General features: G+C 75.1%; 3 protein-coding genes. All 3 read left to right on the plus strand.

Features of this window, described 5'->3' with window-relative positions; all coding sequences use genetic code 11:
* Positions 1-22 precede the first annotated feature (22 nt).
* The 3 genes from IG94_RS43655 to IG94_RS0125435 are packed head-to-tail and all read left to right on the plus strand — an operon-like array spanning position 23 to position 22667.
* Positions 23-9610: a type I polyketide synthase gene (locus IG94_RS43655; protein ID WP_282916621.1), complete on the plus strand. Its 9588-nt coding sequence runs from the start codon at positions 23-25 to the stop codon at positions 9608-9610.
* Positions 9607-19056, plus strand: a complete 9450-nt coding sequence (locus IG94_RS0125430) for a type I polyketide synthase (RefSeq protein ID WP_031041591.1) — start codon at positions 9607-9609, stop codon at positions 19054-19056. The genes IG94_RS43655 and IG94_RS0125430 overlap by 4 nt, the downstream gene beginning before the upstream one ends.
* On the plus strand, positions 19053-22667 hold the full coding sequence (locus IG94_RS0125435) for an SDR family oxidoreductase (RefSeq protein ID WP_031041593.1): 3615 nt from the start codon (positions 19053-19055) through the stop codon (positions 22665-22667). Before IG94_RS0125430 ends, IG94_RS0125435 begins: the two co-directional genes overlap by 4 nt.
* Positions 22668-22710: the final 43 nt, after the last annotated feature.

The raw sequence follows: 22710 nt of genomic DNA on the forward strand, positions 1-22710 counted from the left end.
TGTGGATGTTCCGTCCTCGCGGGTGGACTGGTCTTCGGGTGCGGTGCGGTTGGTGACGGAGGAGGTGGCGTGGCCGGAGACGGGGCGTCCCCGCCGCGCAGCCGTCTCCTCCTTCGGAGTGGGCGGCACCAACGCCCACGTCGTGCTGGAACAGGCGGCCCCCGCCGAGACGGCGGCCGACGAGACCGCTCCCGCGGATCCGGTGCGGGACGTGGTGCCGTGGGTCGTCTCGGCCGCGTCGCCCGCCGCGCTGCGGGCCCAGGCCGGACGGCTGGCGTCCTTCGCCGGCGACCGCCCGGAGCTGAGCGCCGACGACGTCGGACGTACGCTCGCGACCGGCCGGGCGTCCCTGCCGTACCGCGCCGTGGTGACCGGCCGGGACCGGCACGAGCTGGTGGCGGGGCTCGAAGCGGTGGAGCGGTCGGAGCCGGCCCCCGGGGCTACGACGGCCGGCGACCTGCTCGCCCTGGAGCGCGGCCGGGTGGTGTTCGTCTTCCCGGGGCAGGGTTCCCAGTGGCTCGGCATGGGCATCGAACTGGCCGAGTCCTCACCGGTGTTCCGTGCGCGGCTGGAGGAGTGCGCCCGGGCCCTGGAACCCCACACCGGCTGGTCCCTGATCGACGTGCTGCGCGGCGCGCCCAAGGCCCCGCCGCTCGACCAGGTCGTGCAGCCCGCGCTGTTCGCGATCACGGTGTCGCTGGCGGCACTGTGGCGCTCCGTCGGAGTCGAACCGGACGCGGTGACCGGGCACTCCCAGGGTGAGGTGGCGGCCGCGTGCGTCGCCGGCGTGCTGTCCCTGGAGGACGCCGCGCGTGTCGCCGCGCTGCGCAGCAGTGTCACCGGGCAACTGGCCGGACGGGGAAGCATCGCGTCGGTGGCACTGTCCGCGGACGCCGTGCGCGAGCGCGTCGGGGCCCGCGAGGCAGCCATGGGCGTGGCCGCGGTCAACGGCCCGGCCTCCGTGATCGTTTCGGGTGACACGGACGCGGTCGAGGACTTCGTGGCGTCCTGCGAGGCCGACGGCGTCCGGGCCCGGGTGATTCCCGGAATGGTCTACGCGTCGCACTCCGCGCACGTGGAGTCGATCGAGGACGAACTGCTCGAGGTCCTCGCCCCCGTCGCACCGCGGCCCGGCGACATACCCGTCTACTCCACGGTGACCGGCGACGTGCTCGACGGCACCTCGTTCGACGCCCGGTACTGGTACCGGAACCTGCGCGAACCGGTGCGGTTCGAGCAGGTGACCCGCCTGCTGCTGGAGCGGGGCTTCGACGCGTTCGTGGAGGTGAGCGCGCACCCCGTCATCACCGCCAGCATCGAGGACACCGTGGCCGACGCGCCCGACCGGCCCGTGGTCACCACCGGTACGCTGCGGCGCGGCGAGGGAGGACGACAGCAGTTCCTGCTCGCGGCCGGTGCCCTGTACGTCCGCGGCGTCCGCGTCGACTGGCCGTCCGTCTTCGACGGCGGGCCACGGGAGCCGGTGGACCTGCCGACCTACGGCTTCCAACGGGAGCGCTACTGGCTGACCGGCGGCAAACGGCCGCGCGACGCCCGGGCGTACGGCCTGTCGGGCCTCGGCCACCCGCTGCTGGGCGCGGCGGTGGAGGTGCCCGACACCGGCGCCCTCGTACTCAGCGGGCGGCTGTCGCTCAAGGAACAGCCGTGGCTCGCGGACCACCGGGTGCGGGGCCACGTGGTGGTGGCCGGGGCCTGCCTGGCGGAGGCGGCCGTGCGGGCCGGTGACGAAGCGGGCTGCCCGGTCCTGGAGGAACTCGCCATCCACGTACCGCTGGTGGTGGACGAGAGCGGCGAGACCCAGCTGCGCGTCGGCGTCGGTGACGCGGCACCGGACGGCTCCCGCGGCCTCACGGTCCACGCGCGCTCCCAGGGCGACGACGACTCCTGGACGTGCCACGCCACCGGCACGCTCACCTCCGCGCCCGGCGGTTCCGCGTCCCGCGCCTCCGCGCCCGGCGCCTCCTCCTCCGCAGACGGCTGGGCGACGACCTGGCCGCCCCAGGGGGCCGAGGCCCTCGCCGTGGACCGGGCCTACGAGGACCTGGAAGCCCGGGACCTGGCCTACGGGCCCGTCTTCCGCGGACTCGACGCCGCCTGGCACCGCGACCGCGAGGTCTACGCGGAGGTGTCCCTGCCCGAGGCCGGCCGCGCGGACGCCGACGGGTTCGGTATCCATCCCGCCCTGCTGGACGCCGCGCTGCACGCCCTGGTCCTGGGCGACGTGCTGCCCGGCACCAAGGACGGCGCGCCCTGGATGCCGTTCGCCTGGTCCGGCCTGCGGCTGCATGCCACGGGCGCGCTCCGGGCCCGGGTCAGGATCACGGCGGTCGACGACGCGGCCGTCCGGGTGGACATCGCCGACCCGGCCGGTGAGCCCGTACTGGCGGTGGACGCACTGACCCTGCGGCCCTTGCCGGACGGAGGGCTGAGCGGTCCGTCCGCGCACGCCGACCAGCTGTACCACCAGACCTGGCAGCCATGCCCCCTCGGCACCGCCTCCGGGCCCGCGCCGGACGAGTCCTGGACGGTGTGGGGCGAGGACGCGCACGCACTGGCCACCGCCCCGCCGCACGGGCACCCGGACGTCGTCTTCTGGCAGGCGCCGCGCGGCAGCGGAGCGGAGGGGGCGCGGACGGCGGCCGTCGAGGCGCTGCACGCCGTCCAGCGCTGGTCGGCCGACGAAGCCCTCGCCGCCGCCCGCCTCGTGGTCCTGACCACGGACGGTGCGGCGACGGCGCCCGGCGAGCCGGTGGACGAGGGAGCCGCCGCGGTGTGGGGGCTGGTGCGTGCGGCCCAGGCGGAGCACCCCGGCCGGATCACGCTGCTCGACGTGGCCGGGGGCACGGAGCTGCCCGCCTCCCTGGCGGCGGCGCTGCTGGCCGCCGACGAGCCCCAGCTCGCCCTGCGTCCGGACGGCGCACACGTTCCCCGGCTCGTCCGTACGGCACGCTCGGCGGTGCTCCCCCTCTCACCGCGGGCGCTGGCCCCCGCGGGGGAGGAGCGGCCCGCGGTACGTGTCGGCATGCGCTCGGCCGGATCCGTGGAGAACCTGGAGTGGTTGGCCGGCGAGGACGTCACGGACGGCCCGCCCCCGGGGCACATCCGGGTGGCGGTGAGGGCCGCCGGCCTCAACTTCCGTGACGTGGTCGCGGGACTGGGCATGGCCGGCGGCGACGCCGGACTGCTGGGTACCGAGGCCGCCGGCGTCGTCCTGGACGTCGGCTCCGGGGTCACCGACCTGGTGCCCGGCGACCGCGTCGTCGGCATCGGCCTCGGCGCCTTCGGCTCCGAGGTGACCAGCGACCGCCGCGGCTGGGTCCGGATGCCCGAGGACTGGTCGTTCGCCCAGGCGGCGACCGTCCCGGTGGTCTTCCTGACCGCCTACTACGGGCTGTGCGACCTGGCCGGCCTCCGGCCCGGGGAGACGCTGCTGATCCACGCGGCCACGGGCGGCGTCGGCATGGCCGCGCTCCAGCTCGCCCGGCACCTCGGTGCCGAGGTGCTGACCACGGCCAGCCCGCCCAAGTGGCCCGTCCTCCGGGACCTGGGCGTCCCCGAGGAGCACATCGCCTCGTCCCGCTCCCTGGAGTTCGCGGACCGCTTCCGCACGGCCACGGGCGGCAGGGGCGTGGACGTCGTCCTGAACTCCCTGGCCGGGGAGTACGTCGACGCCTCGCTCGGGCTGCTCGCCGACGGCGGGCGCTTCCTGGAGATGGGCAAGACCGACATCCGCAGCCAGGAGCAGATCGCCCCGCTGCGGCCCGGCGTCCGCTACCGGGCGTACGACGCGCTCGACGCCGGCATGAACCGGGTGGCGGACATCCTGGCGGAGCTGTTCGCCCTCTTCGAGCGGGGGGTGCTGCGTCCCCTGCCGACGACGGTCTTCGACGTACGCGTACTGCCCGAGGCCTTCCGGTACATGGCGCAGGCCCGGCACACCGGGAAGATCGTCGTCACCGTCGGCCGGCCGCTGGATCCCCGGGGCACGGTGCTCCTCACGGGCGGCACGGGTGATCTCGGCCGCCTCGTGGCCGGGCACCTGGTGAGCCACTACGGAGTGCGGCGGCTGCTGCTCGTGAGCCGGCGGGGCGCCGACGCGCCCGGCGCGGCCGGGACGCGAGAGGAACTGGAGGCCGCCGGCGCACACGCCGAGCTGGTCGCCTGCGACGTGTCGGACCGCGATGCCCTGGCGGCGGTGCTGGCTGCCGTACCGCAGGACCACCCGCTGACCGGAGTGGTGCACTGCGCGGCCACCCTCGACGACGGAGTGATCGGCGCGCTGGACGCCGAGCGGACCCGGCGGGTCTTCGCCCCCAAGGTGGACGCCGCCCACCACCTCGACGAACTCACCCGCGAGCACGACCTGGCCCTCTTCGTCGCGTTCTCCTCGGCGGCCGGCGTCCTGGGCAGCCCCGGACAGGGCAACTACGCCGCCGCCAACGCCGCGGTCGACGCCCTCGTGCGGACCCGCAGGGACGCGGGCCTGCCGGGTGTCTCCCTCGCCTGGGGCTGGTGGGGACAGGGCAGCGGACAGACCAGTGGGCTCAGCAGCACCGACCGTGAGCGCTTCGCCCGCTCGGGCGTGGCCGAGATGACACCGCAGGAGGGACTCGCCCTCTTCGACGCGGCCCTCGCGCACCACCTGCCGGTGATGGTGCCGGCCAGGCTGAACCTCCGGAGTCTGGCGCGCACCGGAAACGTGCCGCCCCTCCTCGGCGCCCTGGTCCGGCCGGCCGGAGCCGGCCGGCGCACGGCGGGCGGCGCGGCGGAGCCGAGCGGCTCGCAGGACCTGCGGCGACGGCTCGCCGGCCTCACCACCCCCGAACAGGAGCGGTATCTGCTGGACCTGGTGGCCCATCAGGCCGCCGGAGTCCTCGGGCACGCGCAGGGGGCCACGGTGGACGTGGTCAGGCCCTTCACGGAACTCGGGTTCGACTCGCTGACCGCCGTCGAGCTGCGCAACCGCCTCTCCCAGGCCGCCGGCCTGCGGCTGCCGGCCACCCTGACCTTCGACCACCCCACGCCCCTGGCTCTCGCCCGCCACCTGCACCGGCAGCTGGCGGACGGGGTCGCGGCACCGACGCCCGCGGAAGCCGTCACCGTCGAGGCGTCCGACGAGCCGATCGCGGTCGTCGGCATGAGCTGCCGCTTCCCCGGCGGTGCCGACACCCCGGAACGGTTCTGGCAGAACCTGCTGGAGGGCGTGGACACCGCGTCCGAGGTCCCCGCCGACCGCTGGGACATGGACGCCTACTACAACCCCCGCAAGGGCGTGCCGGGCAAGTCCTACACCCGCAAGGCCTCCTTCGTCCCCGACCTCGCGGAGTGGGACGCCGAGTTCTTCGGCTGCACGCCCCAGGAGGCGCGCCGGCTCGATCCCCAGCACCGGCTGCTGATGGAGACCGCCTGGGTGGCGCTGGAGGACGCCGGCCTGTCGTCCGAACGGCTGCGCGGCAGCCGGACCGGGGTCTTCGTCGGACTCGGCGACTCCAACCAGTACCAGCGCAGGCAGCTCGACGCGGAGGGCGAGGGCTGCTTCGACGACCCGAGCTTCTTCCTCGGACTGTCCTCCAGCGCGGCGGCCGGGCGCATCGCCTACCACCTGGACCTGCGCGGCCCCTGCATGACGGTGGACACGGCGTGCTCCTCCGCGCTCACCGCGACCCACATGGCGATCCAGAGCCTGCGCCGGGGGGAGTGCGACCTCGCCGTCGTGACCTGCGCCTCGGCCATCATCGACCCCCAGGCGATCGTCCAGGCCTGCAAGATGAGCATGCTGTCCGCCGACGGACGCTGCAAGACGTGGGACGTCGGCGCGGACGGGTTCGTCGCGGGGGAGGGCGCCGGAGCGGTCGTCCTGCAACGGGTGCGGGACAGCGAACGGGAGCACAGGACGGGCCACGCTGTGATCCGCGGCTCCGCCATGTCCCAGGACGGGCAGAGCAACGGCCTGACCGCGCCCAGCCGTTCGGCACAGGCGTCCGTGGTGCGCGCCGCCCTGGCCGACGCGGGCCTCGGCCCCGACGACGTGGGCTTCGTGGAGGCGCACGGCTCGGGCACCAGTCTGGGCGACGCCATCGAGTTCAGCGCCCTGCGCGACGTCTTCGGCGACCGCTCGGCGGACCACCCCCTCATGGTGGGCGCGGTCAAGTCCCACGTCGGCCACCTGCTCACCTCGGCCGGCATGGCGGGTCTGATCAAGACGGTCCTGGCGCTGCGGGCCGGTGAACTGCCCGCCAACCTCCACCTGGAGCAGCCCAACCCGGAGGTGACGCTGGACGGACCGGTGCGCCCGGCACAGCGACGGCAGCCCCTGCCGCCCTCCCGGGACACCCCCGGCGCCCTCCGCCGGGCCGGAGTCAACTCCTTCGGCTGGTCCGGCACCAACATCCACCTCGTACTCGAACAGGCCCCGGAGACGCGCCCCGGCGCCCCGGCCGCCGGGCCCGGCCCCGCGGACGAGCTCATCACCCTCTCCGCGACCAACGCCGACAGCCTGCGCGAGGCGGCGACCGCTCTCGCCGACCACCTGGAGGCGCACCCCGAACAGGCCCTCGCGGACGTGGCCTTCACCACTCGCGTCGGCCGCACCGCCTTCCCGCTCCGGCGGGCCCTGGTGTGCCGCGACACCGCTGACGCCGTGGCCCGGCTGCGTGCCGACGCGGGTTTCCAGGGGTCCCCGGCACCCGAGCGGGAGCACCGTACCGGGCTGGTGCTGCACGGTGGTCCGGCACCGGCCGGCGGCGTCGCCGGCCTGTACGGCACCGAGCCGGTCTTCCGCGAGGCCCTGGACACGTGCGCCGAGACGGCGGACCGCGCGTTCGGCGTCGATCTGCTGGACGCGCTGGGCGTGGCGGAGCGGCCCGCGCGGGAGACCGGCAGCACCGTCCCGGACGGCGCGGCGGCCGGCATGGCGGGCGACGCCGAGGGCGTCCTGGCCGCGTTCGCCGTGTCCTACGCGCTGGCCCGGCTGCTGGCGGCCTACGGGATCGGTCCGTCCGTGCTGCTCGGACGGGGCACCGGACGGTACGTGGCCGCCTGCCTGGCCGACGTGTGCGACCTGGCCGACGCGATGTCCCTGGCCGTCGACCCCGACCGCCTCGGCGCCACCGGGTTCCGGGCGCCGCGGACCGGCCTGGTCTCGGCAGCCACCGGCGAACCGGTCACGGCCGAGCAGGCGACCGACCCGGGGTACTGGGTCAAGGCGGCCACGGAGCGGGAGACCGGGGACGGCGACGCCCTCGTCCTGGCCGGGTACGCCGACGTCCTGGTGACGACGGACGCGGGCGTCCCCGGCGCCGTCCGGGCCGGGGACAGCGCGGACGCGGCGAGCGCATCGGCGCCGGTGGTCCGGCCGCTCTCCGCGGCGGGCGAAGGAGCCGGCCGCACCGCGTGGCTGACCGCACTGGGCGCCCTGTGGCAGCTGGGCTGCCCGGTGGACTGGTCCGCTGCCCCCGCCGACGGGCGGCTGCTGCTGCGGCTGCCGACGTACCGCTTCCGGCGGACCAAGTACTGGCCGACGCCCGCCCCGACGGCGCCGGAACCGGTGTCCGGCGCCGGCCCGGGCGAGCGCGGCACGCGCTTCCTCGCCCCCACCTGGCGCCGCCACGACAGTGCGCCCCCGGCCGCCCCGTCGCGCCCCGGGACCGTGCTGGTGCTCGCCGCACCGGGCGGACTCGGAGCGGCCCTCGCCGAGCGCGCCGAGTCCGACGGGAACAGGGTCGTGCGGGTCGGCCCCGGCCCGGACTACACGTCCGGCGACGACGGCGTCACCCTCGATCCGGCCGTGCCCGAGCACTACGTGCGTCTCCTGACCGAACTCGGCGAACCGACCCGACGGACCGAGCCGGGCGGGGCGTCCGGCGCGGCGGCGACCGGCGCAGCGGCCGGACCGCTGCGGGTGGTCCACACCCTCGGGCACGACCGGGCGTCCGCCGACGGAACCGGACGGGACCCGCACAGCGCCCTGGACGAGGGCCTCTACAGCCTGCTGTGGCTGGTGCAGGCGATCGGCCGGACCATGCCGGGCCGCACCGTCGAGATCGTCGTCGCGCTGTCGTGCGCCTTCGACATCCTCGGCGGCGAAACGGTGGACCCACTGTCCGCCCCCGTCGTGGGGCTGACCCGCTCCCTGACCGTCGAGTACCCGCAGATCCACTGCCGCTGTGTCGACCTCGCGCCGGCGGAGGCACCCGAGCGGGCCGCCGGACAGCTGCTGCGCGAGTTCGGCCCGTGGGAGCCGGGCGACAACGCCGTACTCAGCGGCTGGCGTCGCGGACGCCGCTGGCTGCCGGGTCTGGAACCGGTCCATCCGCCGGCCGTGGCCGAGGACCGGGTGTGGCGCCCGGGCGGGGTCTACGCCATCACCGGTGGAACCGGTGGGCTGGGCCTGGCCCTGGCGCGCAGGCTCGCCCCGACGGGCGCCAGGCTGGCCCTGATCGGCAGGACGGAGCTTCCCGAACCCGGGATGTGGGACTGGTGGCTGGACACCCACCGGTCCGACGACCGGATCAGCACCGTCCTGCTGGCCGTCAGGCAGCTGCAGGCGGCGGGCGCCGAGGTACTGCCCGTGGCCGCGGACATCAGCGACCCGGCCCAGGCGGCCGCGGCCTTCCGCACCGTGCGCGAACGTTTCGGCGACCTGGACGGCGTGGTCCACGCCGCGGGCGTCCCCGGCGGCGGACTGCTGCAGAGCAAGACGAAGGAGGAGGCGGCCGCCGTCCTCGCCCCCAAGGTCGCCGGCACCCTCGCCGTGGCCGAGGCGCTGCGGGAGGCCCCCTGCGAACTGCTCGTCCTGTACTCCTCCACCGTCACGGCGGTCGGCGGACACGGAGAGGGCGACTACGCGGCGGCCAACGCCTTCCTCGACGCCTTCGCGGTCGCCGAGGACGGGGCGGGGCGGGTCGCGCAACGTGTCGTATCCGTCGGCTGGGGCGCCTGGCAGCACGACCGGTGGCAGGCACAGGCGTACGCCGCCGCGCCCGAACTGCTGGAACGGGCGCGGCGGAGCCGGGAGGAGTTCGGTTTCACGGACGAGGAGGGCGCCGCCGCCCTCGACCGCGCCGTCGCATCCGGCCCCGCCCACCTCTACGCGCTGAACCAGCCGCTGGAGGACCTCGTCGCCACGATGCGGTCCCTGACGGACCCCGGCGCGCTCCGTCCCGCCGGAGCTTCGGGGGAACACCTCGAACAGCGCCAGCCGCGGCCGGAACTCCGGGTCCCGTACACCGCCCCGGGCACCGACACCGAACGCAGGGTCGCCCAGGTGTGGCAGGAACTGCTCGGCGTCCGGCAGGTGGGCGTGCACGACCCGTTCTTCGAACTGGGAGGCACCTCTCTGGTCGGGCTGGCCATGGTCAACCGCCTGGGAGCCGAATTCGGCCTGGAGCTGGCCGCGGCGAGCCTCTTCGAACACCCCACCGTGTCCCAGCTCGCCCGGCTCCTCGACGCGTCCCGCGCGGACGGCACGAGCGACGAGAAGGCCTCGGCCCGGCACGAGGACATCGAGGAAGACGGCACGGCACGCGGGCGGCGACGCCGTTCCCAGGCCGCGGCCTCGGCCAACAAGCGCAGGAGGACGGGCAAGTGAATCGGCAGACGAACCAGGACGAGCCGCAGGACGCGGAGCCGGGGACCGACATCGCCGTCGTCGGCATGGCGGGAAGGTTCCCGGGAGCCGACGACGTCGGTGCCCTCTGGCGCACCGTCCGGTCGGGCAAGGAGGGCATCACACGCTTCACCGAGGAGGAACTCCGGGCCGCCGGCGTCCCGGAGACGCTCCTCAGGGACCCCTCCTACGTCCGGGCCGGATCGGTGCTCGACGGCGTCGACCTCTTCGACGCGGGCTTCTTCGGCTACACCCCCAAGGAGGCGCAGCTCCTCGACCCGCAGCACCGCCTCTTCCTGGAGAGCGCCTGGCACTCCCTGGAGGACGCCGGAACCGACCCGGCGCGCTTCGACGGCACCATCGGCGTGGTGGGCGGCACCGGCATCAGCTGGTACATGCTGAACAACCTGAACACCCGGCCCGACCTCGTGCAGAGCGCCGGCGAGACCCAGATCGGCCTCGCCAACGACAAGGACTCGCTCGCGACCCGGACGGCCTACGCCCTCGACCTCACCGGCCCCTGCTACACCGTGCAGAGCTACTGCTCCACCTCGCTGGTCGCGGTGTCCCTCGCCTGCACCGCCCTGGTCAGCGGCGAGGCCGACCTCATGCTGGCCGGCGGTGTGTCGGTGTTCGTGCCCCACCGGGTCGGCTACCTCCACCAGGAGGCGGGCATGTCCTCCCCGGACGGGAGGTGCCGCGCCTTCGACGCCTCCGCCCAGGGCACCCCGGTCGGCAGCGGAGTGGGGGTCGTCGCACTCCGCCGGCTCGAGGACGCGCTCGCCGACGGAGACCGCGTGCACGCCGTCATCCGCGGCTGGGCCGTCACCAACGACGGCGCCAACAAGGTCGGCTTCACCGCCCCCGGGGTCCGCGGCCAGTCCGCCGTGATGGCCGAGGCACTGGCCAGCGCGGGCCTCGCACCGGGCGACATCGACTACGTCGAGGCGCACGGCACCGCCACCAACCTGGGCGACGCCATCGAGATCGCGGCGCTGCAACGCGTCTTCGACGTCGACGGCGTCACCCGCTGCGCCATCGGGTCGGTGAAGAGCAACGTGGGCCACCTCGACCGGGCGGCCGGTGTCACCGGGCTGATCAAGACCGTCATGGCGCTGCGCCACGAGGAACTGCCCCCCACCCTCCACTTCGAGCGCCCCAACCCCCAGCTGGCGCGCTCCGCCGGCCGGCTGGAGGTCGTGACGAGCCTGCGCCCGTGGCCGCGCCGCGAGGTACCGCGCCGGGCCGGCGTCAGCGCCTTCGGCATGGGCGGCACCAACGCCCACGTCGTACTGGAGGAGGCCCCCGCGCCCGATCCCGGCGTACGACCCGCGCCGCGCGAACGGCAGCTGCTGGTCTGGTCCGCACGGACCCGGGACGCGGCCGATCGGCTGACGGCCTCCCTGCGCGACCTGCACGACGCCCCCGCGGGGCAGGAGGCCGGTCGGGACCACCTCGCCGACGTCGCCTACTCCCTCCAGACCGGCCGCGCGGTCTTCGAGCACCGCCGCGCGGCGGTCGTCTCCTCCGCCGAGGACGCCGTACGGGCGCTGGGCGAGGACGCCGACCACCGGGTGTTCGCCCGCCGCGACACGGCCCGACGGCGGACCGGCTTCCTGCTCGCCGGGGTCGGAGAGCACTACCGGGGCATGATCGGCGGCCTGTACCGCGACGAACCCGTCTTCCGGTACGCGGTCGACGAGTGCGCCGAGATCTTCCGCGGCCTGCTGGGCACCGACCCGGTGGCGGTCCTCCTCGGCGACCGCGAGACCGGCTCGACCGGACTCGCCGGCCTCCTCGGCCGCGCGGAGCAGCCCGCGGGCCCTGCCGGGAGCGACGCCACGGAGATCGTCCAGCCCGCGATGTTCACGGCCGACTACGCACTCGGACGGCTGCTGATGGCCTGGGGCGTGACCCCGAGGGTCCTGCTCGGCTACAGCGTCGGAGAGTTCGCCGCCGCCTGTCTGGCCGGCAGCCTCACGCTGACCGAAGCCGCCTCCCTCACGGCGTTCCGGGCCCAGCTCATCGCCGAGCTGCCGGCCGGTGCGATGACCGCCGTTCCGCTGTCCGTCACCGAGCTGAACGAGCGCTTCGGACCGCTGGCCGACACCGGGGTGGACATCGCCGCCGTCAACGGCCCGGCCTTCACCGTGCTGTCCGGGCCCGTCGACGCGGTGGCCGACCTCTCCGCGCGGCTCACCGCCGAAGGCGTCCCCGCCCGCGCCCTGCGCACCACCCACGGCTTCCACTCCGCGACGCTGCGGCCGGCCGCCCCCGCGCTCACCGCCTGGGCCCGCGCCGAACTGCGCCCGAAGGCACCGCGCATCCCGTACCTGTCCAACGTCACCGGCGCTCCCGTGACCGAGCGCCAGTTGCTCGACCCCGGCTACTGGGCCGAGCACATGTGCCGCACCGTGCGGTTCTCCGACATGCTCGGCCATCTGTTCGCCGACGGCGAGGACGTCCTGCTGGAGATCGGTCCCGGCCAGTCCCTGGGGGCCATGGCCCGCAACCACCCCGACTGCCCGCGCGAGCGCTGGCCGCTGCTGCTGCCGACGCTGCCCGCGCAGGCCGACCCCGAGACCGACCAGGCCGTGCTGACCGACGCGCTCGCCCGCATGTGGCTGGCCGGCGTGGACGTCGACTGGCACGCCTACCACGAGGCCAGGAACCCCCGTAGGACCGAGATCCCGCAGTACCCCTTCCAGCGCGAGCGGTACTGGATCGACGCCGCCCCCGCCGAACACCCCGCCGCCCCGCAGCCGGCCCCGCAGCCGGCCCCGGAGGCGGGCTCCGCGGACCCGGAGACCGAGGAGCGGCCCGGTGCCGGACTGTTCGTGCCGCAGTGGACCGAACGGCCCCTCGGCGCGGCTCCCGAACCGGCCGACGGCCCCGTCTGGCTCCTCGCCGACGACCGCGGCGTCGCCGACGCGCTCGCCGCACGCCTGGCCGCCGCCGGCCGGGAGACCCTTCTCCTGCGGCCGGCCGGGAGCACCTCGCCCGGCCGGCAGGTCCGCACCGGCGACCAGGACGAGTACCGGCGGCTGCTGGACACCGCCCCCGCACCCGCCGCCGTGATCCACCTGTGGGGACTGGACAGCGCCTTCGCCGACCCGGCACACACCCGGGAGACCGGCTTCGACGCCGTACGGGCGCTGACCGCGGCCCTCGGGGACGCCGGCCTGTCCGTGTCCCTCCTCGTCGTCACCGACTCCGCGCGCGCTGTGCTGGACGACGACCGGCCCGTCCCCGAGCGGGCCACCGTCTTCGGCCCGTGCCTGGTGGCACCCCAGGAATACCCCGCCCTCCGCGTCCGCACGGTGGACCTGGTGCCGCGGCCCGGCGCCGAGGAGGAGTACGCCGACGCGCTGTACGGCGAACTCGGCGCCGACGACCGGATCGTCGCCCTCCGGGACGGCACCCGGCTGGTCCTCGACCACGTGCCGGCCGACCGGCAGGAGGCGCCGGAGCCCGTCTTGCCCGGCAGGGACGGGGTCTGCCTGATCACCGGCGGCCTCGGCCCGGTCGGCCTGCTCCTCGCGGAACACCTCGGTACCACGTACGGCGTGAAGCTCGTCCTCACCGCACGCGCCGCCCTGCCGCCCCGCGCCGCCTGGGACAGGATCACCGACCCGGCGGTGCGCGCCCGTGCCGACGGCCTGCGCAGGCTGGAGGAACGGGGCGTGCGGGTGGAGACGGTGGCCGCCGACGTCACCGACGAACAGCGGCTGCGCGACGTCGTCACGGACATCACCGCCCGCCACGGCCGCCTCGACGGAGTCCTGCATCTGGCCGCCGTCACCGACCCGACGACCCTGAGCCCCCTGTCCGGGCTCGGCCCGGAGGAACGCGACGCCCACTTCGGTGCCAAGACGGACGGCGCACTGGTCCTGGAACGCGTGCTCGCGGACGTCCCCGTCGGCTTCTGCCTGCTGTTCTCCTCCATGTCCGCGGTGCTCGGCGGCATCGGTTTCGGCAGCTACGCCGCCGCCAACTCCTTCCTGGACGCGGTCGTCCACCGGCACCGCCACGACGCCACCCGCTGGCTGGCCGTCAACTGGGACACCTGGCCGTCCACCGCCGCCGGGCTCAGCGAGTCGGCCCCCTACGGCGGCGCGCTGGCACGGTACTCCCTCACGGAGCGCACGGCGCTGGACGCGATCGACACCGTCCTGTCCCGTCCGCTGCCCCGCACCGTCGTCTGCGCCGGCGACCTGCCGGCGCGGCTGGAGGAGTGGGTGGAGCGCCGCACGGCCCCCGCCCCCGCCCCGTCCGGCCCGGCCGTCGACCGCTTCCCCCGGCCCGAACTGGCCCAGCAGTACGTCCCGCCGTCCGGCGACACCCAGCGCGCGCTCGCCGAACTCTGGGGGGAACTGCTCGGCGTCGAAGGGGTCGGCGCCCGGGACAACTTCACCGACCTCGGCGGCACGTCGCTGATGGTGCTCCAGCTCGTCAAGCGCATACGGGAGCAGTTCGGCGTCACCGTCTCGCCGGTGACCATGTTCGAGGCGCCCACGGTGCACGCCATGGCCCGGGTGATCGACGGTGCGGCCGACCGGACCGGGACGCCGCACCCCGAGCCCGCCCGGCCCCCGGTGGCCGCCGGGGCGGGCGGGTCCGGCGGCACGGTGCCCATCGCCGTCGTCGGACTGACGGGCCGGTTCCCCGGAGCGCCCGACATCGACACCTTCTGGCGCAACCTCAGCGACGGGGTGGAGTCCGTCAGCTGGTTCTCGGACGAGGAACTCCTCGCCTCCGGCCTCACCCCCGAGCAGATCCAGGACCCGGCCTACGTGCCCGCCCGTCCGGTCCTCGACGACATCCGCTCCTTCGACGCGGGCTTCTTCGGCTACAACCCCCGCGACGCCTCCAGGACCGACCCCCAGCACCGGCTGTTCCTGGAGTGCTGCTGGGAGGCGCTCGAAAGCGGCGGCTACGGCACGAGCCGGGGGCGCGGCCGCGTCGGTGTCTTCGCGGGCGCCAACTTCAGCACCTACCTGCTGCTCCAGGCCGGCGAACTGGCCGACGCCGGTGAGGCGGACGTCTACGGAACCGTCATCGGCAACGACAAGGACTCCCTGGCCACCGACGTCTCCTACCGGCTCGGCCTCACCGGGCCCAGCATGTCGGTGCAGACGTTCTGCTCCACCTCCCTGGTCGCTCTGCACCTGGCCTGCCAGAGCCTGCGCGGCGGGGAGTGCGAGATGGCCCTCGCGGGCGGCGTCGGCATCCACATACCCGACCGGGTGGGCCACCAGTACCTTCCCGGCGGCATGGAGTCGCCCGACGGCCGGGTCCGCGCCTTCGACGCGGGCGCGCAGGGCACCCTGTTCGGAGACGGCGCCGGCGTACTGCTGCTGAAACGGCTCGACGCGGCCCTCGCCGACGGCGACACGGTGCACGCCGTCATCCGCGGCTCGGCGGTCAACAACGACGGTTCCCTCAAAGTGGGTTACACCGCCCCCAGCGTCGTGGGGCAGGCCAACGTCGTGGCCGACGCCATGGCGGTGGCCGGGGTCACCGCCGAGGACATCGGGTACGTGGAGGCGCACGGCACGGGGACGCCCCTCGGCGACCCCATCGAGATCGCCGCGCTGACCCGGGCCTTCGGCGACACCGAGCGCAAGCAGTACTGCCCGGTCGGCTCGGTCAAGACCAACATCGGCCACCTCGGTGCGGCGGCCGGGGCCAGTGGTCTGATCAAGACCGTCCTGGCGCTGAAGAACCGGACGATCCCCCCGAGTCTCAACTTCCGGGAACCGAACCCCGAGATCGACTTCGCGGACAGCCCCTTCCACGTCAACGCGGAGGCCGCACCCTGGCGGGTCGAGGAGGGCCGCAGCCGCATCGCGGGCGTCAACTCGCTCGGCATGGGCGGGACCAACGTCCACGTGGTGGTCGAGGAAGCGCCCGAACCGGCTCCGGCGGACGACGGCGGCTCCGGCCGCCGCCACGAGATCCTGCCGGTGTCGGCGCGCAGCGAGCCGGCGGCGGACCAGGCGGTCGACCGGCTGCGCGCGCGCCTGCGGACCGCGCCGGAGCCGCTCAGGCCGCGTGACGTGGCCTTCACCCTCCAGGCAGGACGCGAACGCTTCGAGCACCGCAGGGTCCTGGTCACCGACACGCTGGACGGACTGCTCGCCCCCTCCGACACCCCGGCCGAGGGCGTGCTGCGCCGGGCCGACCCCGTACCGGACCGCCCGGTCGACTTCCTGTTCGCCGGTGTCGGTGAGCAGTACCCGGGCATGGTGGGCGAGCTGTACCGCCGGGAGCCGGTGTTCCGGGCCGCGGTGGACGAGTGCGCCGACCTGCTCGGCGATCCGCTCGGCCCCGACCTCGTCCGGCTGCTGACCGGGCCGCGCCGCCGGCCGGAGGAAGCGGAGGACGGCCTCGCCGCCCTCCTCGGCCGGGACACCTCCGGCGAGGCCGACGAGGACGCCGCCGACCTCGCCCGCACCGAGATGGCCCAGCCGGCCGCGTTCGTCGTCGACTACGCGCTCGCCCGGCTCATGACGAGCTGGGGCGTGACACCGGCCACGATGCTCGGCTACAGCGTGGGGGAGTACGTCGCGGCCTGCCTCGCGGGCGTGCTGAGCCTGCCCGACGCGCTGAAGGTGGTCGCCTTCCGGGCCCGGCTCATCGCGGGCCTGCCGGCCGGCGCCATGATCGTCGTACCGCTCTCGCCCGCCGCCATCGCCGAACGCTTCGGCCCCGTCGAGGACCAGGGCCTGGACATCTCGGTGATCAACGGGCCCGACATGACGGTGGTCGGCGGCGCGTGCGAGGCCGTCGACGCCTTCGCCGCCCGGCTGGAGGGCGCCGGTCTGCCCGGCCGGAAGCTGGCCACCACCCACGCCTTCCACACCCGGATGCTGGAGCCCGTCGCCGGTGAACTCACCGCGTGGTGCGCCGCCAACCTCACGCCGGCGGCACCGCGGCGGCCCTACCTCTCCAATCTCACCGGTGAGCCCGTCACCCACGACCTGGTCGCCGACCCGTCCTACTGGGCCCGGCACATGTGCTCGACCGTCCGCTTCTCCGACGGCCTGGCCCGGCTGCTCGCCGAACCGGAACCGGCCCTGCTGGAGATCGGGCCGGGACAGTCCCTCGGCGCCATGGCCCGGGTCCACCCCGACTGCTCGCGCGACCGCTGGCCGCTGGTCGTACCGACCCTTCCCGCGGACGCCGAGAGCCGCCCCGACGACCTCGTGGTCGCCGAGGCCGTGGCCCGGCTGTGGCTGGCCGGGGCGGACATCGACTGGGACGCGTACCAGGACGGCCGTGCGCCGCGCCGGATTCCGCTGCCCACCTACCCGTTCCAGCGCGAGGAGTACTGGCTCGCCCCCGCCGCGGGCCGGGGCCGCCCGGCCACCGCACGACAGGCCGCACCGGTCGGTGCCGCGGGCGGCGAGGTGCGGCTCGACGACGTCAAACGGGCGCCCCTTCCGCTGCTGACCGAGGACAAGTGGCTGCACGCCCCGGTGTGGCGGCAGACCGCTCCGCGCCCGGGTGCGCTGCCCGCCGGCCGCTGGCTGGTCCTCACCGACGAGGGCGCCGCCGACGCCGTCTGCGAACCCCTGGTGCGCAGGCTCACCGAGGCGGGCGGCAGCGTCGTGACCGTCCGCCCCGCGCTCGACGACGGGGAACGGGGCGGGGCGGACGGGGAGTACCGGGTCCGTCCTGGCGACACCGGGCAGATCCGTGAGTTGATGCGCCGGCTCCGGGACGAGGGCGGACTGCCCGAACGGGTGGTCCACCTCTGGACGCTCGGCCTGCCGGCGGGCGAGGGGCCCCTGCCCGGCGCGCAGGAGGTCGAGACGGCGCTGGTCCACGGCAGCGACACCCTGGTGGCCGTCGCCACGGCCGCGGCCGACGTCGGTGCGGAGAAGTGGGCGCTGGACGTCGTCACCTGCGGCACCAGGTCGGTGACCGGCACCGAACGCATCCGGCCCGAACTGAGCACCCTCAGCGGGCCCGTGCGGGGGATACCACTGGAGTACCCGGAGGTGTCCTGCCGCCTCATCGACGTGGAGCCGGTTCCCGCGGACGCCGAGGCCCTGGCCGCCCGCATCGCGGCCGAACTCGGTGACGGCGAGCGCGAACCCGTCGTGGCGCTGCGCAACGCGAGGCGCTGGCTGCCCGACTACGAGACCCTGCCGGACACGGCCACCGGCGGCGCGGCCGACCGTACGGCCGTGCTGCGCGAGCGGGGCGTGTACCTGATCACCGGGGGCCTCGGCGGCATCGGTCTCGCCATGGCCGAACGGCTCGCCGGGGACTGCCCCGGGGCCCGGCTGGTGCTGCTCGGCCGCACCGGGCTGCCGCCGCGCGAGACCTGGCGGGCGGCGCTCGCCGACCCGGCCGCCGGCGACGAGGTACGGCGCCGGCTGAGCGGGGTCCTGCGGCTGGAGGAACTGGGCGCGGAGGTCGCCGTGGTCACCGGTGACGTGAGCGTCGCCGAGGACGCCCGGCGCGCGGTGCGCACGGCACTCGACCGCTTCGGCGCCCTGCACGGGGTCGTGCACGCGGCGGGCCTGCCGGGCATCGGGCTGATGCAGTTCAAGACCACCGCGGACATGCGGAAGGTGATGGCCCCCAAGATCGGCGGCACGCTGGCGCTGGAGAGCGCGCTGGACGGCGTACCGCTGGACTTCCTGGTGCTGTTCTCCTCCATCACGTCGGCGACCGGCGGGGGCCCGGGACAGGTGGACTACAGCGCCGCCAACGCCTTCCTCGACTCCTGCGCCGACGCCGCGAGGGCCGACGGCGGCACCCGCCGCACCCTCACTGTCGGCTGGGGCGAGTGGCAGTGGAACGCCTGGTCGGCCGGGCTCGCCGGATACGACCCGGAGGTCCAGGAGTTCTTCCGCACCAACCGGCAGAAGTTCGGCATCGACTTCGACGCCGGATGGCGACTGCTGCTCAGGGCGCTGGCGCAGGAGGAGCCCTACGTGGTGGCCAACACCCAGGACTTCTCCGAGATGGAGCGGCTCAGCCGGCACTTCACCGTCGCCCTCGTCGGCGGGCGCGGCCCCGGGCCCGAGTCGAGCGCCCGCCATCCCCGGCCGGACCTGGTGACCGCGTTCGTGCCGCCGTCCGGCGAGACCCAGCGGGTGATCGCCGAGGTCTGGTCCGACCTGCTGGGACTCGGCGAGATCGGCGCCGACGACAACTTCTTCGACCTGGGAGGCAGTTCCCTGATCGGCATGGAGGTCACGGCCCGGATCCGCCGGCGGCTCGACATCGACGAACTGGCCCCGCACGTGCTCTACGAAGCACCGACCGTCGCGCGCCTGGCGGAGCTGCTGGCTCCCGGGCCGGCCGCCGGGCCGGGAGCGGCGGGTGCGGCGGCCGAGGACAAAGCCCGCAGCGAGCGCCGCAGGCGCGGCCTGAAGCGGGCCAGGCCCCAGGAGACGGAGGGCGCATGAGCGACGACGAAGGCCGCCTGGCCATCGTGGGGATGGCGGGCCGCTTCCCCGGCGCCGGCGGAACCGGCGCGCTGTGGGAGAACCTGACCCGGGGCACCGGCGGCATCAGGGAGATCACCCAGGAGGAACTGACGGCCGCCCGGGTGGCGCCCGCCGTACAGGCCGACCCCCGGTACGTGCGCCGCGGGGCGCCGCTCGCGGACACCGGGCTGTTCGACGCCGCGTTCTTCGGCTACAGCCCGCGCGAGGCGGAGGTCGCCGACCCGCAGCACCGCATGTTCCTCGAGTGCTGCTGGGAGGCGCTGGAGGGCGCCGGGTACGGTCCGAACGCGGTGCCGGGGCAGGTGGGCGTCTTCGGCGGAGTCGCCCCCAGCCAGTACGGCATGCGCCATGTGCTCGGCCGGCCGGAGGTGATGGCGACCATCACTCTCGAGCAGTACGGGATGGGCACCACCTCCGACTCCCTGTGCGCGCTGGTCGCCTACAAACTCGGCCTGACCGGACCGGTGGTCGGCGTGCAGACCAACTGCTCCACCTCGCTGGTGGCGGTGCACCTGGCGGCGCAGAGCCTGCTGACGTACGACTGCGACGTCGCCCTGGCCGGCGGAGCGGCGATCTTCGACCCCCTGCCGGTGGGCTACCGCTTCGAGGAGGGCTCCATCACCTCGCCCGACGGGGTGGTGCGCAGCCTCGACGCCGACGCCGACGGCACCGTCATGGGCAACGGCGTCGCGGTGGTGGCCCTGAAGCGGCTCGCCGACGCCCGGCGCGACGGCGACCACATCTGGGCGGTCGTCCTCGGCAGCGCGATCAACAACGACGGCGCCGCACGGGCCGGCTTCTCCGCCCCCGGGGTGGACGGCCAGAGCGCGGTGATCGGCTACGCGCTCGCGGTGGCGGACGTGGACCCCGGCACCGTCGGCTACGTCGAGTGCCACGCGACCGGCACCCGGCTGGGCGACGCCATCGAGCTGGCGGCCGTCGACCGCGCCTACCCGGGGGTCCCGGACACTCCGCGGGTGCTGTCGTCGCTCAAGCCGGACATCGGGCACCTCGACCGGGCCTCCGGCGTGGCCGGGCTGATCAAGGCGTCCCTCGCCCTGCACCACAAGGTGCTGCCCGCCACCCGGGGATACAGGACGCCCAACAAGGCGATCGAATCGTCCGGCGACCGCTTCACCGTCCTGGCCGAGGACCGCCCCTGGCCCCGTCCCCCGCACCCGCGGCGGGCCGGAGTCAACTCCTTCGGCGCCGGCGGCACGAACGTGCACGTCGTCCTGGAGGAGGCGCCGCGGCGGCCCGCTCCGCCGCCCGCGTCCGGCCCCCAGGCGCTGGTGCTGTCGGCGCGCTCGCGGACCGCGCTGGAAGCGGCCGCGCGGGAGCTGCGCGCGTTCCTGCGCCGGACGGCGCCGGACGACGGCGAGCTGGCCGACGTGGCGTTCACCCTGCAGGCGGGCCGCACCGCCTTCCCGTACCGGGCGGCGGTGGTGTGCACCGACGCCGAGGACGCGGTGCGCGCCCTGGGCGACCCGGACCGGCTCGAGACGGCGGGCCCGGTGACGCCGTCGGGGAAGAGCCACCGGCCGGCCGACCCCCGGGCCGCCGTCGGACACTGGCTGGGCGGCGACGGCGTCGAGTGGTCCGCGCTGCACGAGAACCCACGGCGCAGGGTGCCGCTGCCCACGTACCCCTTCGAACGCGGGCAGTTCTTCCTGGACCCGCCGGACGCTCCCGCGGCCGGTGTTCCGGGGCTCCTGCCGGCCGGTCCGCCGACGAGCGGCGGCCGGACACCGGACATGGCGGACTGGTTCTCCTGCCCGGCGTGGCGTTCCGGGCCGCTGCTCGCCCACCCCGACGCCGCACTTCTCAGAGAGCGCGGCCCGTGGTGGGTGGTGGCGGGCGAGGAGCGGGGGCACGCCGTGGCCCGGCGCCTCGCCGAGGCCGGGGCCGAGGTGGTCCTGCTGCGCGCCGGGACGGCACCGGACGACCCGGCCCCCGACCCGTCCGGCCTACCGGTGTTCGACGTGGGTCCCTGCTCGCGGGCGGACTTCGAACGGACCGTCACCGAGCTGGGCCGCCCGCGCAGCGTCGTGCACGCCCTGAGCCTGTCGGACACTCCCGACGAGCCCGCCGGCGCGGTGTTCGCGGAGGAGCAGCGCCTCGGCTTCCACTCGGTGCGCGCCCTGGTCGGGGCACTGGCGCAGGGCGCCGAACCCGGCCCCGTGGACCTGCTGCTGTGCACCGAGCACTCCGCCGAGGTGACCGGAGGCGACCTCCACCGCCCCGGCCAGGCCACCCTGTCGGGGCTTCAGCCGGTGATCAACCAGGAGTTCGGTGACATCACCTGCCGGCTCCTCGACGTCGACGCCGGGACGCGGGACGGCGACGGCCGCCCGGACGCCCTCGTGGACGCGGTCCTGGCCGAGACCGCGGCGGACGGTCCCACGGACCCGGCCGCGCTGCGTGGTGCCGAACGCTGGGTCCGGACCTTCGCACCCGTCCGGGTCGGCCCGGTGGCGGACGTCCGGCGGTCGCTGCCGGTCGGCTCCACCGTCCTGATCACCGGCGGCCTGGGGACGGTGGCGTCCGTCGTCGCGGACCACCTCGCCGTCACGCGCTCCTGCGACCTCGTGCTCGTGACGAAGCGGGCGCTGCCGCCGGAGGACGAGTGGGGGACATGGCTGGACACCCACCCCGAGGACGACGTGACGGCCACCCGCATCCGGACCGTGCGGCATCTGCGGTCCCGCGGAGTGGGCGTCCTGGTGCTCGCGGCGGACGTGGCCAGTCACCAGGAGATGCGGCGGGCGCTGACGACGGCCAGGGAACGGTTCGGCACCGTGGACGCGGTCATCCACGCGGCGGGCGTCCAGGGGCGGAGCTACTTCGGTACGGCCCCGAGCGTCAGCCGCGAGGTGTGCGAGGCCCACTTCCGCGTCAAGGTGGGCGGCTTGCGGGTGCTGCACCGGCTGCTGCACCCCGACGAGGCCCCCGTACGCCTGACGATGTCGTCGCTTGCGTCGGTGCTGGGCGGTGTCGCCTACGGCCCCTACGCCGCGGCCAACGCCGCGATGGACGCCTACGCGCGCGTCCTCGCCGCCGGGCGGACGCACAAGTGGCTGCCGGTCAACTGGGACACCTGGAACCTCGGCGAGGACCCGCACGGCGATTTGGGCGTCACGATGAAGGACTACTTCTACGACGCGGCCGAGGGGTGCGAGGTCCTGGAGCGCTGCCTGTCGGCGGCCGACCGAGTACGTCAGCTGACGGTCTCCACCGGGCCGCTGGAGCAGCGCTTCGACCAGTGGACCCGCCTGAGCCGGACCGCACCCGAGCAGCCTCGCAGTCGCCACCCCAGGCCCGAACTGAGCGTGCCGTACGAGAGGCCGGCCTCGGCGGACGAGAAGGCGATCGCCGAGATCTGGAGCGAACTCCTCGGCGTCGACGGCATCGGCGTCAACGACGACTTCTTCGAACTCGGCGGCCACTCGCTGGCGGCTGTCCGGATGATGACGCAGATCCGGGCACGGTTCGGCGGATTCACGGCCCAGGTACTCATCGACAACCCGACGGTGCGCAGTTTCAGCGACGCCCTCACGGCACGGACCTGAAGACAGACCCCGACCGGTGACCCGCCGCAGCGCGGGAGGACCG

The sequence above is a fragment of the Streptomyces olivaceus genome (assembly GCF_000721235.1).
In the GTDB taxonomy this organism is placed as follows: domain Bacteria; phylum Actinomycetota; class Actinomycetes; order Streptomycetales; family Streptomycetaceae; genus Streptomyces; species Streptomyces olivaceus.

Bases quoted from the DNA above. Each gene is read 5' to 3' on its own strand.
- IG94_RS0125435 (WP_031041593.1), top strand. From the start codon at position 19,053: ATGAGCGACGACGAAGGCCGCCTGGCCATCGTGGGGATGGCGGGCCGC.